Genomic DNA, 21,105 nt, shown 5'->3' with positions numbered 1-21,105 from the left:
TAATACACTCATTATTTTCATTTTCTTAAACCAACACATTCCATAATAGCCTGCGAATCTTCACGAAAAAAACTTTTTCCATGCACAATTTGTGGAAACCATATGCTGTCACCATGGAAATTCTGTTCAATTACAACAGGGGTTCCATCTGATGAAATTGAAAAATCCCAACCAATTATGCCAATGTGAGGGGTTCTTCCATGTAAAGAACACGCCGCATCAACAACTCTTTTAATATACGGAATTTTAACTTTGCCAAATTCAGTTTTAGTAACTGGATGAAAGTTGTATCGTTCGCAAATATCCGAATATCCAATTTTATAAGCTGTATTGCCCAAGCTACCATCATCCTCCACAGCAACACACAAACCGCCAGAATGAATATTATCCACATGCCCCCACCCAGAACCACAACGCAATACTATCGGAGAATAATGCACTTCTCCTTTTACTATATATGTTGTAATCCGTATCGTGTTCACAGAAGAAGGGTTAATTGCTGCAATAGTCTCATGTTGTTTAAAAAGCCTTTGAACAAGAACTTCTCGTGATAGCATCATAGCATTAATCTCTCGACACGTTTTCATTGTATTCATATCAATGCCATCTTTCATATTTAAAAACATGATTCCCGTACCAGAACCAAAAGAAGTAGCTGGCTTTATAACTATCTCCCCAGCATTGAAGATTAAACGCCAAAAATCATTTTCACTAATAACTCTACGTTTAGAATCGTAAAAATTTTTTCCATCAGAATAACAAATTGTCTCCGGAAACAAAACCAAATCACTCTGCAATATTAATTCGGTAATACCCTTGTTCCCAAAGACGTTGGAGTATAAAGGATCATTCAACCGAGGCTCAATATAGGTTGTATACAAAATTTCTGGTATATACTCCTTACAGTAAATCCCATTAAAACTTTGATATAATTTGTGCCACTTATCAGATATCCTCTTATTGAGCAAGTTCATCCAATATAAATCAAAGTTCTTTTTCTCTTCATCACTCCAATGAACATCTTTATATAATGCACGCTTTCTATTAACTTCTTTAGTTTCAAACACAAAATAATACCCAGTTCGTAAACATGATTTTATGTTTTTTTCAGTTCTCAGCAGTGTATTGTACAAACCCATGAGATATTCCTCACCTTCATATTACTAGCAACTCTATATATTTTTATTATATTCTAAATTTAACCAGTTTACCAAATCAAAGTATTTCTCATAGTAGCGATTCCCGAGAAAATCCGCAAAAAAATGAAGTTGCCCAACCTGATTTTCCTTTTCAAACTCTCTGACATGTACAACAAAATCGAACTTGTATGGCTTTGCGGAATATAATATTTTAGGGTAAGGAATTTGACTTATTTGGGGTAGCATATCTTCAGTAAGTCCATTTCTATCTGTCATTATAATAAATAAATTATCATAATTGATTCGTTGAGACCGCTCAATCCATTTATCTCTAATTTGATTAAAATTTTTATAATGAACGCAATACAAGTGCACATCACCAAGTCTGCAAACAGGATATCCATAAGATTTTGTAAGCTCTAAATCTTCTTCTGGAATAAGATTAGTATAATATTGAATATTCGCACAAAACTTTACAAAGTCTGCAGCGTCAAAAAACATATTAACAGTTGGAGAGTTAAATCTTATGTTTAAATCGTGACACAATATCCCACCAATGCAATTACTTGAAATGATAGAGAAATCTTCATTTTCTAATCTATCTCTCATCTTCGTACATATATTCCTGCGCCTTGGCTTCGCGGAAATGTCTCTAAGCTTCTTTATTATTCTTTCAATTATTGTCATACTATACCCTCTGCATAACTTAGTTAAAATCAAGTATTGCTTTCCTTAATTGTTGATATGTTTTTTTTCTATCAAAACATTCCTCTGCGCATCGACGAGCGTTTTCTCCCATTTTCTTACGCATTACAGAATCATTTGCCAATAGCAAGATCTTTTCAGATAAATCAGCAGCATCATTATTATTGCAGTTGAACCCCATCTGATATTCTTGTACAAGATTTCGATATTCTTCACATTCTTGTGTATTAACTACTGGCAATCCAGATGCTGCGTAATCCGCATGTTTATTAATAATACTCTGCGAAGCTCCTGGAATAATTGGATTAACGACAATATCGCAACCAGCAAGGATGCCACACATTTCCTTATATGGGATCCTCCCCCAAAAAATTGTCCGAACCTCTTTTTCTAAAGCATATTCCTTAATTCTATCTAAATCCGGTCCATCCCCCATAACCAAGAAACTAATTGGTGATGTTGTTTTACCTTTTGTCAACTGCAATGCATCAATCACACATTTCAAATCATAACTTCGTCCAATAGTTCCACAGTAAGCAATTCTTAATTCGCTTCCTAGTTCATTATTTCTCACTGTTGCATTTTTATCAAACTCATCCAGATCTGTTCCTAAAAACACACAATATGTTTTCCTTGCTTTTTTGTTCACTTCCAAAGCCCTATCAATATACGTTTGTGACACAGCGCATATAACATCTGCCGAAGCATATACCTGGTCAACCATCAACTTCATAGGCGCAAAAAGTATTTTGCTGATCCCACGTATATTTACAGACATTTGAAATGCCTCAGGCCATAAATCTTGTATATCGATAACAAATTTTATACCGTTCCTTTTACAATACTTGGAAGCAACATATGCTGAATATATAGATGGCAATGCACAAAACACAACATCTGGCTTTTTCCTATGTTTAAAATATTTCTTTAGATTGATAGCCAGTACTCCATTACTAAACAACCGTTTAATTGAAACATTTTTCTTGTATTGTGTAACATGCAGAAACGTCATCTTATATGGCCATCTATCCATTTCTTCGGTTGTGATATGCCTATACTTTTTTCGGTGATGAGAGAAATCCATTGTTACAACTTCAATAGATATATCTTTATCTTCAAGCATAAATTCAGCTAAATACTTAAATCGATCATTCTCAAACTCACCGGGTGCCTGCGTGTATTGAGCTATAATTAAAATATCCTTCATTTTATTACCTTCTATGCTCTGTACTTTGGAAAAAAAGAGCTATTCGTTTCTCCTCGCATTTCCAAAAGCTGGTCATATTTATCTCTTAAAAATATTTTCTTTCCGATATAGAATTTATTATCATTATCTAGCCTATTAAATGATTTTTTAAATTTATATAAAGAATCTTCATCACTTCCCACACCACCGCCAAGGTAAAGTGTTTTACATCCATGCTCGCATCCCCATAAAGCAGCTTCGTACAAAAGTAAATTAACAGGTGCAAGCCGTGCATATTCACTTAAAGATCCAGACAAGTGATAATTCATACGACCATTTGAGATAAGTATAATTGAAGCTGCAATAATCGTACCATCATACACAGCATAGAAGATTTGTGCATTCTGTGGAAGGTCATTTAAAATACTTTCATAAAAAGGCTCCTCAAAATAATAATATTTGTCCGCATGATCTTTATCCATTGTGCTATTATAGATGAAGCGAAACTCCTTATATATTTCAGGATATCTCCCTGAATAAATTTGAACACCATTCTTTTTTGCTTTTCGAATTTTATTTTTACATTTACTTATAATGTTTGTCCAAATAACATATGGAGAAGATAGATCCATGACTACTGTATTTCCAAGCGGGCAAACATCATACGCATCAACGTTGAATCTATGGTTTTGAAGTACTGGATGAAACCTGACGAATTCACTTACAATTCTATGATTCTTACACCAATTATCATATTCATCAAATAGTAATTCTTTATTTTCACCTTCTATTAGCCAACCACCATAACCATATGGTGTACAAATATCAAATAAAATGTTTTCACTAAATTTTCCTCTAAACATTTCGGATTTTGCAATATCCCTTTTCATTACTACATTAATTCCTCGAAGATGCTTACCTTCATAATAAAATAATAGCGGCTCTCCATCTCCATGAATCTGAAATCCCTTTGAATATCCGCTTAACCAATATGTGTCATATTCATTAAATGAACGGACAACTTTATCCCATTCCATTGCCTGTTCAATTGTGTATGTTTTCAACATAATTCAATCCTTCCTTTACAGCATTTACTATACGCTTCATATCATTAATTTGATACCTTTGATCACATATCAGACTAATTTCAGAATAATAAATTTCTTTCAAAGAGTGGTCGAAAGAATGCATAGCGGTTAGGGGCCAATGTACAGGGCAATATATTTCGTTTGAGATTAGCCACTTTCGTAATTCATCACGTTGCTTTACCACAATTGGCACATAGAGAGGACAGTCTCCGTCTTTTAATTCTTGAAAAATGCAATATGGCCTTAAGGCTTCTATCAATACAGCCGCATTTTCTTTTCTTCTTCGTTTGATAAAATCAATATCCAGATACTTTATTCTGTCAATATCCTCTGGAGCCGCCTTGTAAACTCCAACTAATTTATCAAGATATTTTTCAACTTCTGAAAACATTTCCATATATCGTTTGCTTATCGTTTTTCCATAGATATATTCTGACTTCTTCTTCATAGCCCGTCTACGAAGCTCTATTATCTCTTCCTTTCTTTCAACTGCTCTTTCTATAAAATCTCTTTTACTCCACGCAAATCCCCCTGAATAAACACCGCACCATTTTCGTAGGCTACCATAATAATAATCGGCGTCCATTTTTATTTCTGAAAAAAGAGAATGAGTAACATCTCTGATTACGATTCCGCTGTACCCATCGGGAACCGAACTATATCCGGAATATCCGAAATAATCCATAAGTAAGATGGCGTCACATTCGGTATTAACTGTTTGCTGTCGAATGCCATCCGTATAATAAAACATTACTCGAATACCAGAATCTATAAATGGTTTAATCATACTATCACAGCACCAGGATGGTAGTGCTGCCGTTTTAATTTTGTTAGATTTAAGAATAGCGCTTAAAGCACTACGCCCAGACAAATACCATTGTGTATTCCTAGGAAATAAATCATTTACATTATTGCTCACAGGGACATCCCAGAACTCACTGCCTATTTCCGTTCTAATCATGCTTTCCAATTCAAAAGAACTCCTGTCATATTTGGTTCATATGCTTTTACTCCATATGTTTGTCTAACATGGTTACGCCTTTCCTCGTTTTTGGAAATAAAAACTGATTTATTCCATTCCACACCATCCAAAGATTCAGACAGTTCAAACATGGTGCAATCTATTTTTTTTCTTCTAAGAATTTGATTATCATACGAAAAGTTATTTGAAAGTAAAGTGATACGCTTATTTTCATTTAAAGTCTGATAAATCAACAACATCATCAGGGGGTTTGTTTTATCATTAAGATCTAATGCTTGTATCCCATCAATGACAATATGGTCATATTCATATCCCAACTTATAACGTGTTATAAACATCTTATCTGCTTCGATTAGGCCATCATTATAATCAAAAATTACTTCTTTATTATCAAAATCTCTTATAGCCATTAAAGGAGTATTAATATCCATCCCCAATGTCAACGCAAATCCCCCAGCAAATCTTGATGCAATCTCCAATAATTTAAATTTTCCCTCTCCACTTTTTTTTACTTGAAAGAACCAAGGCCCTCGAAAAGATATCTTGTCATTGATCTGAATGGCAATGTTTTTAATCTCTTCGTTATTTATCAGACGCCTAGCATGGACATCAATACCAGCCAACATTCTGTCAGCTGCACGTGGGTTAATAAATCGTAATCTGCCATGACGATCTGTAAAACAATCGACTGTTACCTCTTCTCCTGGCAAGTATTCGCAAATTATCATTTTTTCTTGTGAGGCATAAAGCGTTAGCTGTTCCACATTATCAACTCGATAAGCATGCCTAGCTCCTTGATCATCATCTTTTTTTACAAAAACCGGATACTCTAAAACTTCTTCTATTTTGTACAACGTGGGGACGAAGTCACAACCTTTAAGAGCATCATAGGTCTTAGATTTGTATCTACACAAGACAGCTGTATCATAGCAAGAGCTAATTACTACTGCATTTATTTCATCAATATGCTGTTGAAAAAACAAGATCATATCCTCGTGTAGAGGAATGATGAAGTCAATCTTATACTTCACCAGTATTTTATTGAATTTAGGAATGAAATCGGATTCGTAAATAAAGGGGACATTACCGATATAATTCTCATACACAAAAGTCCCATGATCTTCATAACTTGAAGCACCATATATTTTATATTCATCGTTTCCCCTCAAGGCAAAATTAATATCAATCCCCGGAATCGATCCGCAGGAAAATACCATTACATTTTTCATAACATCCTCTCAATATTTCTCTATTCGAACTTTTGATATTATCTTTAGAATTTAAGATTATTTTATTATTGACTTTTTTTATCCCATTGTTGTTGTCGATATATTTCAAAATCCATCAACCCTTCATCACTACCTGATTCTTGGCGAGAGCCAATATCACTTCTATTAATAACTTTGTAAATTGTAAGAAAAAATATCTTGCAATCTAACAAAAAAGACAATTCATTAACATACTTTAAATCCCATGTAAATCTTTCTTCCCATGTTGTTACATTCCGTCCATTGACTTGAGCTAACCCGCTTAATCCTGGTCTGACATCATGGCGATGCATTTCATCATCGCTATAGAATGGCAAATACATCACTGACAATGGACGGGGACCAATTAAGCTCATATCTCCTTTAAGTATATTGATAAGTTCTGGTAATTCATCCAGACTTGTTGAACGCAACACTTTTCCATATCGATTCAGCCTCTTAGAATCTGGTAGTAGATTCCCATTCTCGTCCTTCTCCATGGACATTGACTTGAATTTAACCAATTTAAATATTACACCGTTTTTACCAGGCCTTTTTTGAAAGAAAAAAGGATTCCCCTTCATCTTGATCCACCCTAAGAATGACAAAATAAGCATAACAGGGCTTAAAAATAATAGTGCCATTAAGGAAATAACAATATCTAATATTCGTTTGATATATATTCTATACAACATATGATTATCTCTTTCAATACAATATCATCGCTTAGTTGCCTGCATTTTTTATATACTTTGATGGTATCGCTGCCAAGTCAATCCAATTTCCCATTTGAAGTTGCGCCTCGTATGGTTTAATATCGACACAACCTCCTCCATGAAAAAAAGTAATTTCGCCAAAATAAACCTTACCATCCAAATCGTATAAATCAACACGACAATGTGGGAATGGCTCTGACAACTTCGCCGCAATTTCCTTCATATATTCAAAATTTATGGGTCTTTTTATTAGCGCATTTACTTGTGACAAACAGCCTGAAGTAATTGAAGTCAACCTAAAATCCATATCATAGACATTTATAAAGCGTGTTCCAGAGGTATTTCTACGACCATTTTCATCACAAACTTCATTCTCTAAAAACAACAATTTAGGCTTCCCATGGAAACACATAAATTTGTAATCCCGTGGAAGTTTCCCATTCTTATCTCTTAATACCTGTTCGCACATAATTCTAGGAACAATATTTTTATAATTCCATTCCCTAGAATTCCAAAAATGATTTTGCCTTAAATCAAAATTGAAATCAGATATAAATCGTCTATGGTCAAAATTGCTTCGAGGGCGATAAATGCAATTTGTTCCTGACCCATGGGTACATTTAATAAACACTTCCTTTGAAAATGAATCTAAAGGCACCTGTTCAGCTTTATCGTATACACCGTATAGTTTATTCAAAATATCAGGATAACCACACTCCGCCACATATTCTCTTACTTGATACTTGTCTGTGCAACGTGTCATAAGCGGATTGCGTACATTTAATTTAATCCACCACAACTTTTCATTAAATAAATGAGGCTCTTTTAAATTAAGTGTAAGACCCGTATATCGTTTATACATCTGCTTTGCATATAATTCATCCGGAATAAACTTCTGTAAGCCCACAATTGCCACACTGCAACGATGAAGAATTTGATGAAACAATGGATGTTTCCTTGAAAAACGGCTCAGCGCAATTAGTATGTCTGTATAATTTTTAATCATCACCATCGATTTTCTCCAACATTATGTTTATCACATTTCCCGGTATGTAATTCCTAGCTTCTTTTAGACAATTTATTCTCATACCATCAATAATTTCAGGTTTGTTATAAATTTCTACAAGCTTTCCTTCTAATTCTTCCCAATTTTCCATTGCAAAGGATATTCCAGTTTTGTTTTCAGTCAAAACATCCTCATAAGATTGCCATCTTGCCGCAAGTGTAGGTGTTCCCGCCGATAAGGCATCCAATATAGATCCAGGATAACCTTCTGTACGATATGTTGTCGGAAAAACATGGAGAAAATAATTATGCATCACTTCACTTGTTTTTAAAGGATCTACTTGGCCTTTATAATGAATATATGGGGTAAACTCCTTCTTTAACTTTTCAAATTGCTCTGCAAAATGAGTTTCAATAGAACCATAAATATCTAGACTAAAGCGCGGCTGATCCTGATTCAACTTATTTACTATTCTAACCAGCTCGCGTATGCCTTTGCGCTCTGTCACTCTAGACATAAAAATTAGAGGATAAGGCTTAACAAAATCAACCTTCAACTTATCTTCTGTATAAACCTTTATTCTTTTAAAATTAGGAAATATTGTTGTTTTATTTACTCCTATTGTTCTTAATTGTTCAGCGAGTATCCTTGTTTGAACAAATAAGCCATCCAACTTTATTGTCCAATAACGGATAACTTTGTGCTTTTGCAGAAATTCAGGCAACCATCCTCCGATAACGTTATAATAAACTTTAGTACCTGTAACACCTTTCAATACTACTCCCAAAGGTACTAATGCATAAATAGCACGTAGATCCGGAAAAATAATCACATTTTCACTATATAATAGTAATTTCACAAATTCATAAAATGTCTGAATCGGCTTTTTCTTCCACTGCGTATAATCAACTTTACATAAAGTGTTTCTTCCTAATTTATTTTCAATCTCAGTTACTATTGATATACTTCTTATAACTTGCCCGTTCAAATAACCTTTGTCTAAATCAAAATTACCGCATACACCTATTTTATACTTCTTCATATTTTATCCTTACATCTGGTATAGATAAGTTACAAATTCTCCCTATACCACTCAATCGCAACCTTAATCCCTCTCTCGAAACTCCAGTCAGGATCATATCCAAGCAGCTCTTTCGCTTTACTGATATCCGCATTGCTATGCTTGATATCGCCCGCTCTGTCCGGCCCATACTTCGGCTCTATTTCAACACCAAGTGCCTTAGTTAAACCATAATATATATCGACCAGATACTCCCTGCCGCCATACGCAATATTAAAAGCCTCGCCGGCAACAGATGACGGAGCAAGACAGGCTTTCAGATTTGCTTCAATGACATTCTCAATGTAAGTGAAATCCCTACTCTGCTTTCCATCGCCGTTAATGGTCGGCTGCTCGCCGTCCAGAAGCTGTTTGACGAATTTTGGAATAACTGCAGCATATACACCATTCGGATCCTGACGACGACCGAAAACATTAAAGTAACGCAAACCGTACGTGTCCAAGCCATAGTGCTTGGTATACTGTTTCGCCCACTCTTCATTGGCTCTTTTGCTGACTGCGTAAGGAGATAAAAGTTTTCCTTCTCTTCCTTCCTGCTTCGGCAAATTCGGCTCATCTCCATATACGCTACTACTGGATGCATAGACAAACTTCTTCACACCGTTCTTTCGTGCTGCTTCCATCATATTCAAAGTCCCTTTGATATTGTTATCGCAGTAGTACAGTGGCATCTCAATACTCCGAGGAACCGAGCCCCAAGCCGCCTGATTTAGAACATAATCCACACCCTCACAGGCTTTCATACATGTATTCAGATCCTTAATGTCACCTTTTATAAATGTATAGTTTGGATTATCCAGAAACAGATCCACATTCTCCTGTTTGCCGGTTGAAAGGTCATCCAAACAACGAACCTTATATCCCAACTTTAATATCGATTCACACAGGTTAGATCCTATAAAGCCTGCTCCACCTGTAACAAGGAAGGTGCTTTCCTCCAAAAATTTCACATTCTCGTATCCCATGATTACAGCCTCCAGTAACTATATCCAACAGCTTCATATTCTTTTCGGTTCAGCAAACCTTTCAGATCAAGTAGAACCTTCTTTTCTTCTCCAAAGAAGCTATCAATCTGATCCATGGTAAGAGATGCAAATTCTGTATGAGCCACTGCCAGTACCACAGCATCCATATCTTTAATCGCATCCATAGTTACAAAATCTACATCATACAAACGTTTCGCCTCAGCTGCATCTGCAGTAGGATCCGCAATCATCGGATAGATTCCATACTCATTAAGTTCGTTGACTATATCAATTACTTTCGTATTCCGGGTATCCGGACAGTTCTCTTTAAATGTAAAACCCAAAATTGCAACTTTCGCTCCTTTGACAGCCTTATCTGCTGCGATCAGATTCTTCACCACATTCTCTGCCACATATTTGCCCATGTCATCGTTAATCCGGCGTCCTGAAAGTATGATCTGGCTGTGATATCCTAATTCCTCTGCCTTGTAAGTCAGATAATAAGGATCCACTCCAATGCAATGGCCACCTACAAGACCGGGGTAAAACTTCAAAAAATTCCACTTCGTTCCCGCTGCTTCTAGAACAGACTTGGTATCAATTCTCATCTTATTAAATATGATGGACAGCTCATTCATGAAAGCAATATTGATATCACGCTGACTGTTCTCTATGACTTTAGCTGCTTCAGCTACCTTAATGCTTTCTGCTCTATGTACTCCAGCATTAACAACAATCTCATAAACTTTAGCAACGGTATCGAGTGTCTCCTCATCCATACCGGATACAATCTTTGTGATTGTTGAAAGCCTGTGTACCTTATCACCCGGATTAATACGTTCCGGCGAATATCCAATCTTGAAATCTGCACCACACTTTAAACCGGACTCACGCTCCAGAATTGGTACACAGATATCTTCGGTTACTCCTGGGTAGACCGTTGACTCAAAGACAATGATTGAACCTTTTGTCAGATTTCGTCCAAGTATCTCACTTGCGCCCTCTATCGGAGTAAGATCCGGTGTATGGTCGTCATTGACAGGGGTAGGAACCGCTACAATATGAAATTTCGCTCTTTTCAAATCCTCTTCATTAGCAGTAAATTCAACCGTCGTATTCTTTATAACCTCATCTCCAACTTCATTAGTTGGGTCAATTCCAGATTTATAGGTCTCGATCTTCGTGGCGTTCAGATCAAATCCGATTACTTTTATTCCACGTTTAGCGAATTCTACGGCAATAGGCATTCCTACATAACCGAGACCTACTAAAGAAAGGGATTCTTCCTGGTTTTTTATTTTTTCGTACAGATCCATTGTTTTTTCTCCTCATCTTTCCAATTCATGAAATAACTTTTTAAAAACCTGTGCTGTTTACTTAGCCGAAAGAAACCTTTAATATCATTTAAAACAGCTTTTCACTATCTCAATAACCTTATCCTGCTCTTCTACCGTCATCTTGTTATCAGATGGTAAACACAGTCCTCTCTCAAAGATATTCATACCTACATCCAAACAGCCACATTCAATATAAGCATTACTCCGGCCACGTCCATTCCTATCTCTCCTCACAAACCCATTCATCCGATAGATTGGCTGCATGTGCATCGGCTTCCAGATCGGTCTGCCCTCAACATTAAAAGCCATCATTGCTTCCAGAATTTCCGTTGGGCAGCTCTTGCCAGACTCCGTCTTATACAATGCTTCCTGCTCCCCACGTATCTGCGGACACATTGCATCTTTGTCAATGATCAGACAACTCAGCCAGTAATTTGGTTCAATCTCCGCACCGGCTAGTTCGACCGGATTCATCGACATCGGCAAGCCCGCCAGTTTCTCCTTATACCTCTCATAAATCACTTTCTTCTGCGCTCTATGCTCCTCTATATAGGGAAGCTGCCCCCTTATCACACCAGCAATAATGTTGCTCATGCGGTAGTTGTATCCTATCTCCTCATGCTGATACCAAGGAGCATTCTCCCGGCTCTGTGTAGACCACTTTCTAGCCTTGTTCGCCCAATCGAATTTATCTGTCAGCAACATTCCTCCAGAACTTCCACAAATCAATTTATTACCGTTCATGGACACTATTGAGACATCACCAAAGCACCCCGTCTGGACACCGTTATATGTAGCAGCCAGAGATTCTGCCGCGTCTTCCACAATCAGCGCACCATGTTTATCCGCTATATCTCTGATCTCTCGTATTTTCCCAGGCGTACCATACAGATGAGCCACCACAATGAGTTTTACATCCGGATAAATTTCAAATGCTTTTTCCAACGCCGCTGGGTCCATGTTCCAAGTATCGTACTCTGTATCAATAAATACAGCTTCTCCCCCCTCGTATGCCACTGGATTGACCGTAGCGTCAAAGGTCATATCGGAGCAGAATACTTTGTGACCTTCCAAAGTGCCGTGACCAACCTTGGGCTGACCATATAGCTGCTCTCCACAAAGCTTCACTGCCAGATGAAGGGCTGCTGTACCGGAAGACAATCCAATCGCATATTTACGTCCAATAAACTTGGCAATCTGCTGTTCAACAACATTGATATTTTCACCGACTGTACTTACCCAATTTTTATGAATCGCATCCACAACCCACTTCTCCTCGTCTCCATGCATGGTTGGCGATGAGAGCCAGATCTTTCTAGCAAATGGAGTAATACCTTTAAATCTCGGATCGTTCAAATAATGATTTTTATCCATTTTGTTTCCTGCTCCTCTGTAATTTATTGTCTATGCCGTAATCGGCAGACACCTCCAAAATGATGTTCCTTACCAGTAGTGTGACCGTGCGGTCCGACTTCAATATGTACCTAATCAACATCCCTTTATACTAAATTAGCAACACCGCTTATGGCAACCAGAGCCTTAAGACAAACCGCCTGTTTTATACGGTCATTCTTCGCTCTTAATGTGCTAATCCACCTCTGAACCACTCCATCATCTCTTTGAAACGCTTATCGCTTTCTCTTTCCAATAAAATCTTTAACAAGCTACAGCATTCATGTAACCCACATTCCTGCCAATGACTCTCCATCCACTCATGTTTTGCTAGTGGTGAAAATGAAACCTTCATAGTCGCTTTTCTTTCTTAAAATCATGGTCTATAATTATTTATCTATCAAAAAATACTGATTAACGATAATACTCTCTATCTTTTTATAGCTGACTAGAACAATAGTATAGTTGATGTTTATTTAACAATCTGGGACTAATTCCACAAAAAACTAACACCATGCTACTTTATATCGTAAATTCATGTCATCTATTTTCTACCGTCACTGCCGCTTCTTCCATCATGGCTGTTTGTTCTGCAAAATATCTCTCTTTTTTCTTTATCTTTTCTTCCGGTTTCTCCTCCGCCGGATGGAATGTGGTCACCATTTCTTCCACCATCCCCACAATATCCTCACTGTTTCGGTTGCAGGCTTTTGCCAGATGTGTCAGCTGCAGGAGGAACACTTCTGTATTGAAGGGAATGGGTTTTCCGATATGTATCAGTTCATTTTTCGTCTTTTTCATTCCCTCTTCCGCCATCAGCTTTTCTTCAAAGAGTTTTTCTCCCAGCCTTAATCCGGTATATACAACCTGTATGTCCTCGTCCGGCTTGTAGCCGGATAACTTGATTAGATTTCGGGCCAGTGTATCGATTTTCACCGGTTCTCCCATGTCCAGTACGAAGATCTCGCCTCCTCTGGCCAGGACTCCCGCCTGGAGCACCAGGCTTACTGCTTCCGGTATGGTCATGAAGTAACGGATGATGTCCGGATGAGTCACGGTCACAGGGCCTCCGGCTTCGATCTGCTTTTTGAACAGGGGAATTACGGAGCCGTTGCTTCCCAGCACATTTCCGAATCTTACGGCTACGAATTCCGTCTTCGTTTTCGTTGCGGAGATTTTCAGGTTTTCATCGTTTTCCTCTGAATGTTCGTGGAGAAAGGGCAGGATCTCCATCCTTCCGGCTTTGGCAATGACGTCCATACTCTGGATGATCATTTCACAGAGACGTTTGCTGGCGCCCATGATGTTGGTGGGGTTCACTGCTTTGTCCGTACTAATCAGTACAAATCTCTGTGTTCCGTTTTTCAGCGCCGCATAGGCGGTTTTATAGGTACCTATTACATTGTTTTTAATAGCCTCATTCGGACTTGTTTCCATAAGTGGTACGTGCTTATGAGCCGCTGCATGGTAAACGATTTCCGGATGATAAGTTTCAAATACCTGGTTGATTCTCCGGCTATCCCGGACAGAACCAATCAGCGCAGTCAGATTCAGATTGGGATACTTTCTTTTCAGTTCCTGCTCAATATCATATACGCTGTTTTCATAAATGTCAAAGACAATTAATTGTTTTGGCTCATGTCCTGCAATCTGCCGGCACAGTTCGCTGCCGATGGAGCCGCCCCCGCCGGTTACCAGGATGGTTTTTCCTCTGAGATAGCGGAAGATTTCTTCCAGATCCACTTTAATAGGGTCTCTTCCCAGTAATTCTTCTACAGCCACGGCTTTCATCTTACTTAATGAGACTTCGCCGTTGGCCAGTTGGTAAACACCTGGCAGACTTTTCAGATCGCATCCGGTTTCCTTACAAATGTTTAAAATATCCCGGCGTTCTTCCGGTCTGGCTGTGGGGATGGCAAACAGGATTTCATCGATGTGGTATTTTTTCACGTTTTCCATGATACTGTCTCTGCCGCCCACGATGGGCACGTTATACATGAAGCGTCCCCATTTGTTGGAGTTGTCGTCGATGATACAGCAGGGCACGGCCCTGGTCTCGGAAGAGTTTTTCAGCTCTTTGATGATGATCTGGCCGGCAGCTCCTGCGCCGATGACCATGGCGTTTCGCACATTTTCCCCGGTCTGTTTCTTTTTCTTTCTCAGCAGGATGATATAACGGTAGCTGAAACGGACGCCCACTACAGCCGCGAACTGAAGAGCTGCTCCAATCAGATAGTAAGAAACCGGCATCCTCTGGCAGAATACGGTGATTCCCACAATCTGAAACAGGCTGGTAATTGCTGACGCGCAGACAATCCTGTTTAGTTCGCTCAGGCTGGCGAATCTCCACAGGCTTTTATATAAACGCAGTCTGTAAAATACTATGATAGAAAATATGGTATATACAGGGGTAAACTGAAGGAATGAAGACAGATAGTCCTGGGGAATATGGGAGAATTGAAGATCAAACCGCAGCCACAGGCCAAAGAAATAGGCAAAGTTAACCGCAACAATATCATAAGCCACCAGATAAAGGGCAATCAGCTCCCAGTGCTCGAATTTTTTCTTCCTATTAAATAATGTACCTCTCATATCTGTATCCCCTTACTCTTGTGAAAAAAGCCTGCGGGAGCATTTCCTGCAGGCTGCACAGAAAACTTCTTAATTAAATCCAATGGAATTATATCACAGTTAATAGGAATTTCAATTGGGTTTTCCATAATTGGAAAAATTAGCGCCTTTCCGGTTATGATTTAACCGGTTCTTCCCCGTACTGACGGAAAAATTTATGAAGCTTATTTAAAGCGGCAGTTAAAGAGCGTTCTTCTTCTTCGTTTAAATTTTCCAGTACTGCCTGCACCATCTGATCGTGGAACTGTTTGTGATGATAGAAGGCCCTTTTTCCTTTTGGTGAGAGAGAAATCAATACCACCCTGCGGTCTGTCTCACTTCTCTGTCTTACTACGTAGCCTTTCTTCACCAGGTTGTTAATGGCGATTGTTAAAGTTCCCACCGTGATTGACAGGTCTTTCGCCACTGCCGACATGCTTCTGGCTTCTTTAATTCCCACCGCTTCCAGGATGTGCATATCGTTTCCTGAAATATCTTTGAAATCAGAAGTTATGATTGCTCTTTCTTCTATTTCCTGTATCTCATGAAATAAATCCACTAATATTTTATTTACTGCCTCATAGGTTCCCATTCTTTCACCTGCCCTTTCCGGCTTTCTCTGCGAATATTATACACTATTTACTTTGATATTCAAAGTACTTTTTCAAAGGAATTATTTTCCTTTTTTTCCCACTCTCTCCCTTGCGGGAGTTTTTCTTGTCAACTCCCATCTGTTTTTGCTATAATAGGGAAATACAGAAACAGACCACCTTAGAATTTAAACATTAGTTTTGAAAAGGAAATATCATGAAAAAAAGAAGAAAGAAAAATCTACCTTTGAATTTTACTGAAAGAAGCAAGGCCAAAGTCAGTCTGATCTGTTCCATTGTGGTTCTTGTGCTCTTATGCATCGTTTTCCGCCAGATGGATCAGATGTTTGTAAAGCAGGAGGCTGAAAAGGAACAGAAACGGCAGGAAGAGGAGGCAAAAGCCCAGGCAGAGAGCCGGGAGGTCTATACGGCCAATATTGCTGCTGTAGGGGACAATCTCTATGGAAGCAGTCTCTATGCTTCCGGTCAGTCAGATACAACCAGTTCCTGGAATTTCGATCATGTTTACAGTCAGGTAAGCGCAGAGATCCAGGCGGCCGATCTGGCGCTTGTCAGTCAGGAAGCCCTGTTTACATCCAATCACGATGAGGTCAGCTCCTCCGATACCTGCGCCGCGCCCACAGAAGTCGGCGACGCTCTGGCCAATGCAGGTTTTGATGTGGTGGAGCATGCCTCGGAACATGCTTTTGATTATGGGAGCAGTCTTATTGACAATACGCTCAACTTCTGGAGTACGAACCACACCAATGTAACTCCTCTGGGAATTCACAGTTCTCAGGAGGAGGCCGGACAGTTAAAAGTGGTGGAGGTAAATCAGATACGAATTGCTCTTTTAAATTATACCTTTGGGGTAAACAGTGATTCTTTCTCTTCGGGGGATTCTTACCGCATTGATGTATTCGACAAGAGTAAGATAGATTCCATGCTTCAGGCGGCCAGAGAATCCAGCGACTGCATTATCTTCTGTGCCCACTGGGGCGAAGATGCCGATACCTCTCCTTCTGAGTTTGAAAAGCAGTGGGCGGTATATCTGATGCAGCAGGGCGTGGATGTACTTTTAGGCAGTCATCCCAGAACCCTTCAGCCCTATGGAACCCTCTCGGACGGCCAGGGAAATGAGATGTTAGTTTACTACTCTCTTGGAAGTTTTGTATCCAACGAGGAATCCCTGGAGCGCCTTTTGGGCGGTATGGCTAAGTTTACCATTGAAAAAACCGTTGACGGCGAGGAAACTACGGTTTCTGTCACGAATCAATCTCTGGAACCTACGGTGATGCACTATAATTATGATACCGGAGACTATGGGGTTTATATGCTGGCCGATTATACCGATGACCTTGCCTCTTCCCACAGTGTGCGGTATACCGTGGGAGACTCCTTCAGTGTCCAGGGGCTGCAGACAGAGTTTGATACGATTCTATCTGAGAATGTGACGCCATCCACGGTTACCACTGAAATAACGGATTCTTCCGCCGACGCCGAAGGTTCTGACTCTCAGACGGATAACGCAGAGAACAGCGGCGACGGTTCTACTGACGAGTCGGAGGATGATTCCTACGAGGATTCCGGCTCTTATGACGAGTCCTACGATGAGTCTTATGATGACTCCGGCTACTATGACGAGTCCTATGATGAATCTTACGACGACTCTGAATATTATGAATAATCCATTGCAGTTTTAAAAAGGTGTATCTGACCGGTTCTGTTCCGGGGTCAGATACACCTTTTCTTCTAAATCATTCTATTTTACGGCCTCCATCAGCACATCTCCCACTTTCGCATTTTCTGCCGGATGTCCCTGAATTCTGGAGTAATCATCTGTATTGGAAATGATGACCGGGGTAACCGTCCGATAACCGTCTTCCTGGATTTTTTCCATATCGAACCTTGCCAGCAGTTCTCCTGCTTTGACATTGTCTCCCTGATTTACCAGGATGTCGTAGTGTTTTCCATTGAGCTGTACGGTGTCGATGCCCACATGGATTAAAATTTCCAGTCCGTTTTCTGATGTCATACCAATGGCATGTTTGGTATCGAAAATCATGCTGATCTGTCCGTCAAAGGGCGCGTACACTTCTCCCTTAGCCGGTTCTATGGCTATGCCGTCGCCAAGCATCTTTTCTGAGAATACGCCGTCTTCTACCTGTTCCAGAGGAATTACATTTCCGGGGATGGGCACCAGAATATTCTCTGTCTGAACGTCTTTCTCCTGTGGTTCTTTTGCAGTTACTGCGGCAGACTCTTCCGTCTCTTCTTCCGCATGAGGATGAGCCAGATAATCTTCCAGATTGGATTTAATAACTGCTACCTGAGGGCCGTAGATAACCTGGATGCCCTGGCCTTTTTTCACCACGCCTCTTGCGCCTGTCTGTTTTAAGATGCCGTCATCCACTCTGGACGGGTCTTCAACGGTGATACGAAGCCGGGTGGCACAGCAGTCCACGTCGCTGATATTTTTCGCCCCGCCAAGTCCTTTGGTTATAGCGGCGCTCACCGGATCTTCTCCTGCTCCTGAACCGTCTTTTCCTGACTGTCCGGCTTTTCTTGCATTTACGTCTGCTTTGGTATACAGTTTCGTTTCTTCGGAATCGTCCTCACGTCCCGGTGTCTTCAGATTAAATTTCTTAATCAGGAAGGTGAATGCAAAGTAATAAAGGACGAAGTAGAGCAGTCCGGCCGGGATGATAAGAAGCCAGCTTGTCTTTGCATTTCCCTGGAGGATTCCAAAGAGGAATAAGTCTAAAAGTCCTCCTGAGAAGGTGAGTCCTACTGCGATTCCCAGAATGTGGGCTACCATATAGGCGGAACCTGCCAGGATTACCTGTACGCCGAAAAGCATAGGCGCTACAAATAAGAAGGAGAATTCCAACGGCTCTGTAATACCGGTAAGCATACAGGTTAAAGCAGCTGACAGCAGAAGCCCTCCCGCTGCTTTCTTCTTTTCCGGTTTTGCACAGCGGTACATAGCCAGCGCTGCTCCCGGAAGACCAAAGATCATGAAAATGAATTCACCAGAGAAGAATCTGGCTGCATCTGCACTGAAGTGTACGGTATCCGGAGAAGCAAGCTGAGCGAAAATAATATTCTGGGCTCCCTGGATCAGGTTTCCGTCTATGGTCATGGTTCCGCCTACGGCTGTCTGCCAGAAAGGCATGTAGAACACATGGTGCAGTCCGAATGGGATTAAGGCCCGTTTAATAATTCCGAAGAATAAGGTTCCAATATAGCCGGAGCTGTTTACCAGTCCTCCCAGGGCGTAAATTCCATTTTGCACTGCCGGCCATACGAAATACATTAAAATACCTACAAACATGTAAACTACCGTAGAGATAATCGGAATAAACCGGGAGCCGCCGAAGAAAGACAGGGCATTGGGCAGCACAATCTTATAAAAGCGGTTATGCAGGGCAGCCACTCCCAGGCCTACGATAATACCGCCGAACACGCCCATCTGCAGGGTCTGGATTCCGCAGATGCTGCTGATGGTTCCTTCCAGCACATCGGGAGCCAGGGAGCCGTCTTCTAAAATCTGACCGGTTACTTCCAGCATGCCGTTAATGGAGATATGCATAACGAAGAAAGCAATCATCGCCGATAAGGCGGCAACTTCTTTTTCTTTCTTAGCCATACCGATGGCCACGCCCACGGCAAAAATCAGGGGCAGGTTGTCGAAGATGGCGCTTCCCACCTTGTTCATAATCACCAGAAGGGAATGAAGGGGCGTTCCCGCTCCTAAAATCGCGCTCAGGTGATAAGTCTGAATCATAGTTTCATTGGTAAAAGAACTTCCCAGTCCCAGCAGAAGACCGGCTACAGGAAGTACGGCGATAGGAAGCATGAAGCTTCTGCCCACTCTCTGAAGAACGCCAAAAATCTTGTCTTTCATAAAATAACCTCTCTTTCTTTTCTTCTTTATTATGAACCGGCTCTCCCACACCTGTCTGCCGGAACATTTCTGTTTTCTTTTTTACTCTGCACAACTGATTCTTCTTAAATGCACGGTAAGAAATACCATTTCATCTGCGCTGACCTCATGATGGAAGGTGTCCTGGATATAATCCCGAATCACTTCTGCACAGTGATAATCGGTAAAATACCGTTCCTTAATCATATCGTGGAAAACCGGATCCTCTTTCTTTGCCGATTTATTCTTATACAGCCGCTGGCCGAAGAATTTCAGATGGGTCAGAAATCTCTCGTAGTCCAGAGAATCCTGGTTCAGCTCAATTTCATAATATCTGCGGACAATGGACAGGATTCCCGCTATCAAACGGGTGATTTCCATGGTGCTGTCCATCTTGGTATCCAACTGGGCATTTACTATATGGAGGGCGATAAATCCGGCCTCATCCTCAGAAAGTCTGGTTCCCAGCCTTTTCTCAATAATGTCCAGAGCCCTGACCCCGCATTCAAATTCCCTGGAATAAAAGTTTTTAATCTCCCAGAGGAGAGCATTCTCGTACTCAATCTTCTGTTTCTTCCGTTCGATGGCGAAACTGATATGGTCTGTCAAAGTAATGTAAATCCTCCGGCTGAGCTTCTTATTCAGATCGTTTTCCACCTGCTCGATTATCTCTGTACAGGTTTCAAAGTGTTCCGGCGGAATCTCAGAAAGGAGTTCCTGGAGTTTACTGGTATCCTTCTGGCTGTCCATCCGGTAAATTTTCTCCACGTCCTTTTCCTCTACGGTCATCCCTTTTTTCTTCTGGAAACCGATTCCCTTTCCCCGGACGATAATTTCGTTTCCCTTGTCATCTACGGAACAGACAATATTGTTATTCACCACCATTTGTATCAAATATTTCAAACTTTATCCCCCTCATTTTTATTCATGAAAGCCGGATGGCTCCGTGCTTCGCACTTTCTCCATCCGCAGTCGGTACTCGCACTTTTCGGCCTGCCTTTCGGCATTCCCCGTGCTCGTACCTTCTTGCCCGTCCTATGTCTGTACGTCTGTGCAGGCTAGCCTGCCAGCCGTACAGCCGCAGTCCGGGGCTTTCATTGTAAAAAAATAGACCAACCCTGTATATAGAATCTCCT

Annotated in this window: 17 protein-coding genes; 1 reads left to right on the top strand and 16 read right to left on the bottom strand. The window is 40.2% G+C overall.

Annotated features, from left to right (window positions below; all coding sequences use genetic code 11):
• Window positions 1-17: 17 nt before the first annotated feature.
• The 14 genes from B5F53_RS07910 to B5F53_RS07845 form a co-directional block, all read right to left on the bottom strand.
• Window positions 18-1,139, bottom strand: coding sequence for a sugar-transfer associated ATP-grasp domain-containing protein (locus B5F53_RS07910; protein ID WP_087222120.1), 1,122 nt, complete (start codon window positions 1,137-1,139; stop codon window positions 18-20).
• 33 nt (window positions 1,140-1,172) lie between these two features.
• The gene (locus tag B5F53_RS07905) at window positions 1,173-1,826 is read right to left on the bottom strand and encodes a DUF1919 domain-containing protein (protein WP_087222118.1); all 654 of its coding nucleotides are present in this window, start codon (window positions 1,824-1,826) and stop codon (window positions 1,173-1,175) included.
• A 19-nt stretch (window positions 1,827-1,845) separates the two neighbouring features.
• A complete protein-coding gene (locus B5F53_RS07900) occupies window positions 1,846-3,051 on the bottom strand; it encodes a glycosyltransferase family 4 protein (RefSeq protein WP_087222116.1) in 1,206 nt (401 codons plus the stop codon).
• Window positions 3,052-3,062: 11 nt separating this feature from the next.
• Window positions 3,063-4,097 (bottom strand): GNAT family N-acetyltransferase, encoded by a 1,035-nt coding sequence (locus B5F53_RS07895; protein ID WP_087222114.1) that lies wholly within the window; start codon window positions 4,095-4,097, stop codon window positions 3,063-3,065.
• Complete coding sequence (locus B5F53_RS07890; RefSeq protein WP_087222112.1) at window positions 4,075-5,088, bottom strand: hypothetical protein; 1,014 nt, start codon at window positions 5,086-5,088, stop codon at window positions 4,075-4,077. Before B5F53_RS07890 ends, B5F53_RS07895 begins: the two co-directional genes overlap by 23 nt.
• Entirely contained in the window at window positions 5,076-6,329 is a 1,254-nt protein-coding gene (locus tag B5F53_RS07885; RefSeq protein ID WP_087222110.1) for an ATP-grasp domain-containing protein, read from the bottom strand. Before B5F53_RS07885 ends, B5F53_RS07890 begins: the two co-directional genes overlap by 13 nt.
• A gap of 65 nt (window positions 6,330-6,394) precedes the next feature.
• Window positions 6,395-7,042 carry a sugar transferase gene (locus B5F53_RS07880; RefSeq protein ID WP_275532198.1) on the bottom strand — a complete coding sequence of 216 codons (648 nt, stop codon included), beginning with the start codon at window positions 7,040-7,042 and terminating at the stop codon, window positions 6,395-6,397.
• Between the two features lie 31 nt (window positions 7,043-7,073).
• Complete coding sequence (locus tag B5F53_RS07875) at window positions 7,074-8,075, bottom strand: ATP-grasp fold amidoligase family protein (protein WP_087222108.1); 1,002 nt, start codon at window positions 8,073-8,075, stop codon at window positions 7,074-7,076.
• A complete protein-coding gene (locus tag B5F53_RS07870) occupies window positions 8,062-9,111 on the bottom strand; it encodes a glycosyltransferase family 4 protein (protein ID WP_087222106.1) in 1,050 nt (349 codons plus the stop codon). The genes B5F53_RS07875 and B5F53_RS07870 overlap by 14 nt, the downstream gene beginning before the upstream one ends.
• A gap of 29 nt (window positions 9,112-9,140) precedes the next feature.
• Window positions 9,141-10,115: an SDR family oxidoreductase gene (locus B5F53_RS07865; RefSeq protein WP_087222104.1), complete on the bottom strand. Its 975-nt coding sequence runs from the start codon at window positions 10,113-10,115 to the stop codon at window positions 9,141-9,143.
• 2 nt (window positions 10,116-10,117) lie between these two features.
• The gene (locus B5F53_RS07860) at window positions 10,118-11,431 is read right to left on the bottom strand and encodes a nucleotide sugar dehydrogenase (RefSeq protein WP_087222102.1); all 1,314 of its coding nucleotides are present in this window, start codon (window positions 11,429-11,431) and stop codon (window positions 10,118-10,120) included.
• A gap of 84 nt (window positions 11,432-11,515) precedes the next feature.
• A complete protein-coding gene (locus tag B5F53_RS07855) occupies window positions 11,516-12,826 on the bottom strand; it encodes a DegT/DnrJ/EryC1/StrS family aminotransferase (protein WP_087222100.1) in 1,311 nt (436 codons plus the stop codon).
• Window positions 12,827-13,384: 558 nt separating this feature from the next.
• A complete protein-coding gene (locus B5F53_RS07850; RefSeq protein WP_087222098.1) occupies window positions 13,385-15,436 on the bottom strand; it encodes a polysaccharide biosynthesis protein in 2,052 nt (683 codons plus the stop codon).
• A gap of 154 nt (window positions 15,437-15,590) precedes the next feature.
• Complete coding sequence (locus B5F53_RS07845) at window positions 15,591-16,046, bottom strand: MarR family winged helix-turn-helix transcriptional regulator (RefSeq protein WP_087222096.1); 456 nt, start codon at window positions 16,044-16,046, stop codon at window positions 15,591-15,593.
• Between the two features lie 215 nt (window positions 16,047-16,261).
• Here B5F53_RS07845 and B5F53_RS07840 point away from each other — a divergent pair, with 215 nt between their 5' ends.
• On the top strand, window positions 16,262-17,731 hold the full coding sequence (locus B5F53_RS07840; RefSeq protein WP_087222094.1) for a CapA family protein: 1,470 nt from the start codon (window positions 16,262-16,264) through the stop codon (window positions 17,729-17,731).
• A gap of 75 nt (window positions 17,732-17,806) precedes the next feature.
• Here the strand turns inward: B5F53_RS07840 and B5F53_RS07835 are convergent, their stop codons facing one another.
• Both B5F53_RS07835 and licT read right to left on the bottom strand, forming a co-directional pair.
• Window positions 17,807-19,951 carry a PTS transporter subunit IIABC gene (locus tag B5F53_RS07835; protein WP_087222092.1) on the bottom strand — a complete coding sequence of 715 codons (2,145 nt, stop codon included), beginning with the start codon at window positions 19,949-19,951 and terminating at the stop codon, window positions 17,807-17,809.
• 81 nt (window positions 19,952-20,032) lie between these two features.
• On the bottom strand, window positions 20,033-20,872 hold the full coding sequence (gene licT, locus B5F53_RS07830; RefSeq protein WP_242970267.1) for a BglG family transcription antiterminator LicT: 840 nt from the start codon (window positions 20,870-20,872) through the stop codon (window positions 20,033-20,035).
• Window positions 20,873-21,105 lie beyond the last annotated feature (233 nt).

It is taken from the genome of Blautia sp. An249, assembly GCF_002159835.1.
GTDB lineage: Bacteria > Bacillota > Clostridia > Lachnospirales > Lachnospiraceae > Blautia_A > Blautia_A avistercoris.
This window is presented reverse-complemented; position numbering and strand designations above follow the sequence as displayed.

Bases quoted from the DNA above. Each gene is read 5' to 3' on its own strand.
- B5F53_RS07835 (WP_087222092.1), bottom strand. From the start codon at position 19,951: ATGAAAGACAAGATTTTTGGCGTTCTTCAGAGAGTGGGCAGAAGCTTC.
- B5F53_RS07870 (WP_087222106.1), bottom strand. From the start codon at position 9,111: ATGAAGAAGTATAAAATAGGTGTATGCGGTAATTTTGATTTAGACAAA.
- B5F53_RS07910 (WP_087222120.1), bottom strand. From the start codon at position 1,139: ATGGGTTTGTACAATACACTGCTGAGAACTGAAAAAAACATAAAATCA.
- B5F53_RS07895 (WP_087222114.1), bottom strand. From the start codon at position 4,097: ATGTTGAAAACATACACAATTGAACAGGCAATGGAATGGGATAAAGTT.
- B5F53_RS07860 (WP_087222102.1), bottom strand. From the start codon at position 11,431: ATGGATCTGTACGAAAAAATAAAAAACCAGGAAGAATCCCTTTCTTTA.
- B5F53_RS07845 (WP_087222096.1), bottom strand. From the start codon at position 16,046: ATGGGAACCTATGAGGCAGTAAATAAAATATTAGTGGATTTATTTCAT.
- B5F53_RS07900 (WP_087222116.1), bottom strand. From the start codon at position 3,051: ATGAAGGATATTTTAATTATAGCTCAATACACGCAGGCACCCGGTGAG.
- B5F53_RS07875 (WP_087222108.1), bottom strand. From the start codon at position 8,075: ATGGTGATGATTAAAAATTATACAGACATACTAATTGCGCTGAGCCGT.
- B5F53_RS07865 (WP_087222104.1), bottom strand. From the start codon at position 10,115: ATGGGATACGAGAATGTGAAATTTTTGGAGGAAAGCACCTTCCTTGTT.
- B5F53_RS07880 (WP_275532198.1), bottom strand. From the start codon at position 7,042: ATGTTGTATAGAATATATATCAAACGAATATTAGATATTGTTATTTCC.
- B5F53_RS07850 (WP_087222098.1), bottom strand. From the start codon at position 15,436: ATGAGAGGTACATTATTTAATAGGAAGAAAAAATTCGAGCACTGGGAG.
- B5F53_RS07840 (WP_087222094.1), top strand. From the start codon at position 16,262: ATGAAAAAAAGAAGAAAGAAAAATCTACCTTTGAATTTTACTGAAAGA.
- B5F53_RS07905 (WP_087222118.1), bottom strand. From the start codon at position 1,826: ATGACAATAATTGAAAGAATAATAAAGAAGCTTAGAGACATTTCCGCG.
- B5F53_RS07885 (WP_087222110.1), bottom strand. From the start codon at position 6,329: ATGAAAAATGTAATGGTATTTTCCTGCGGATCGATTCCGGGGATTGAT.
- B5F53_RS07855 (WP_087222100.1), bottom strand. From the start codon at position 12,826: ATGGATAAAAATCATTATTTGAACGATCCGAGATTTAAAGGTATTACT.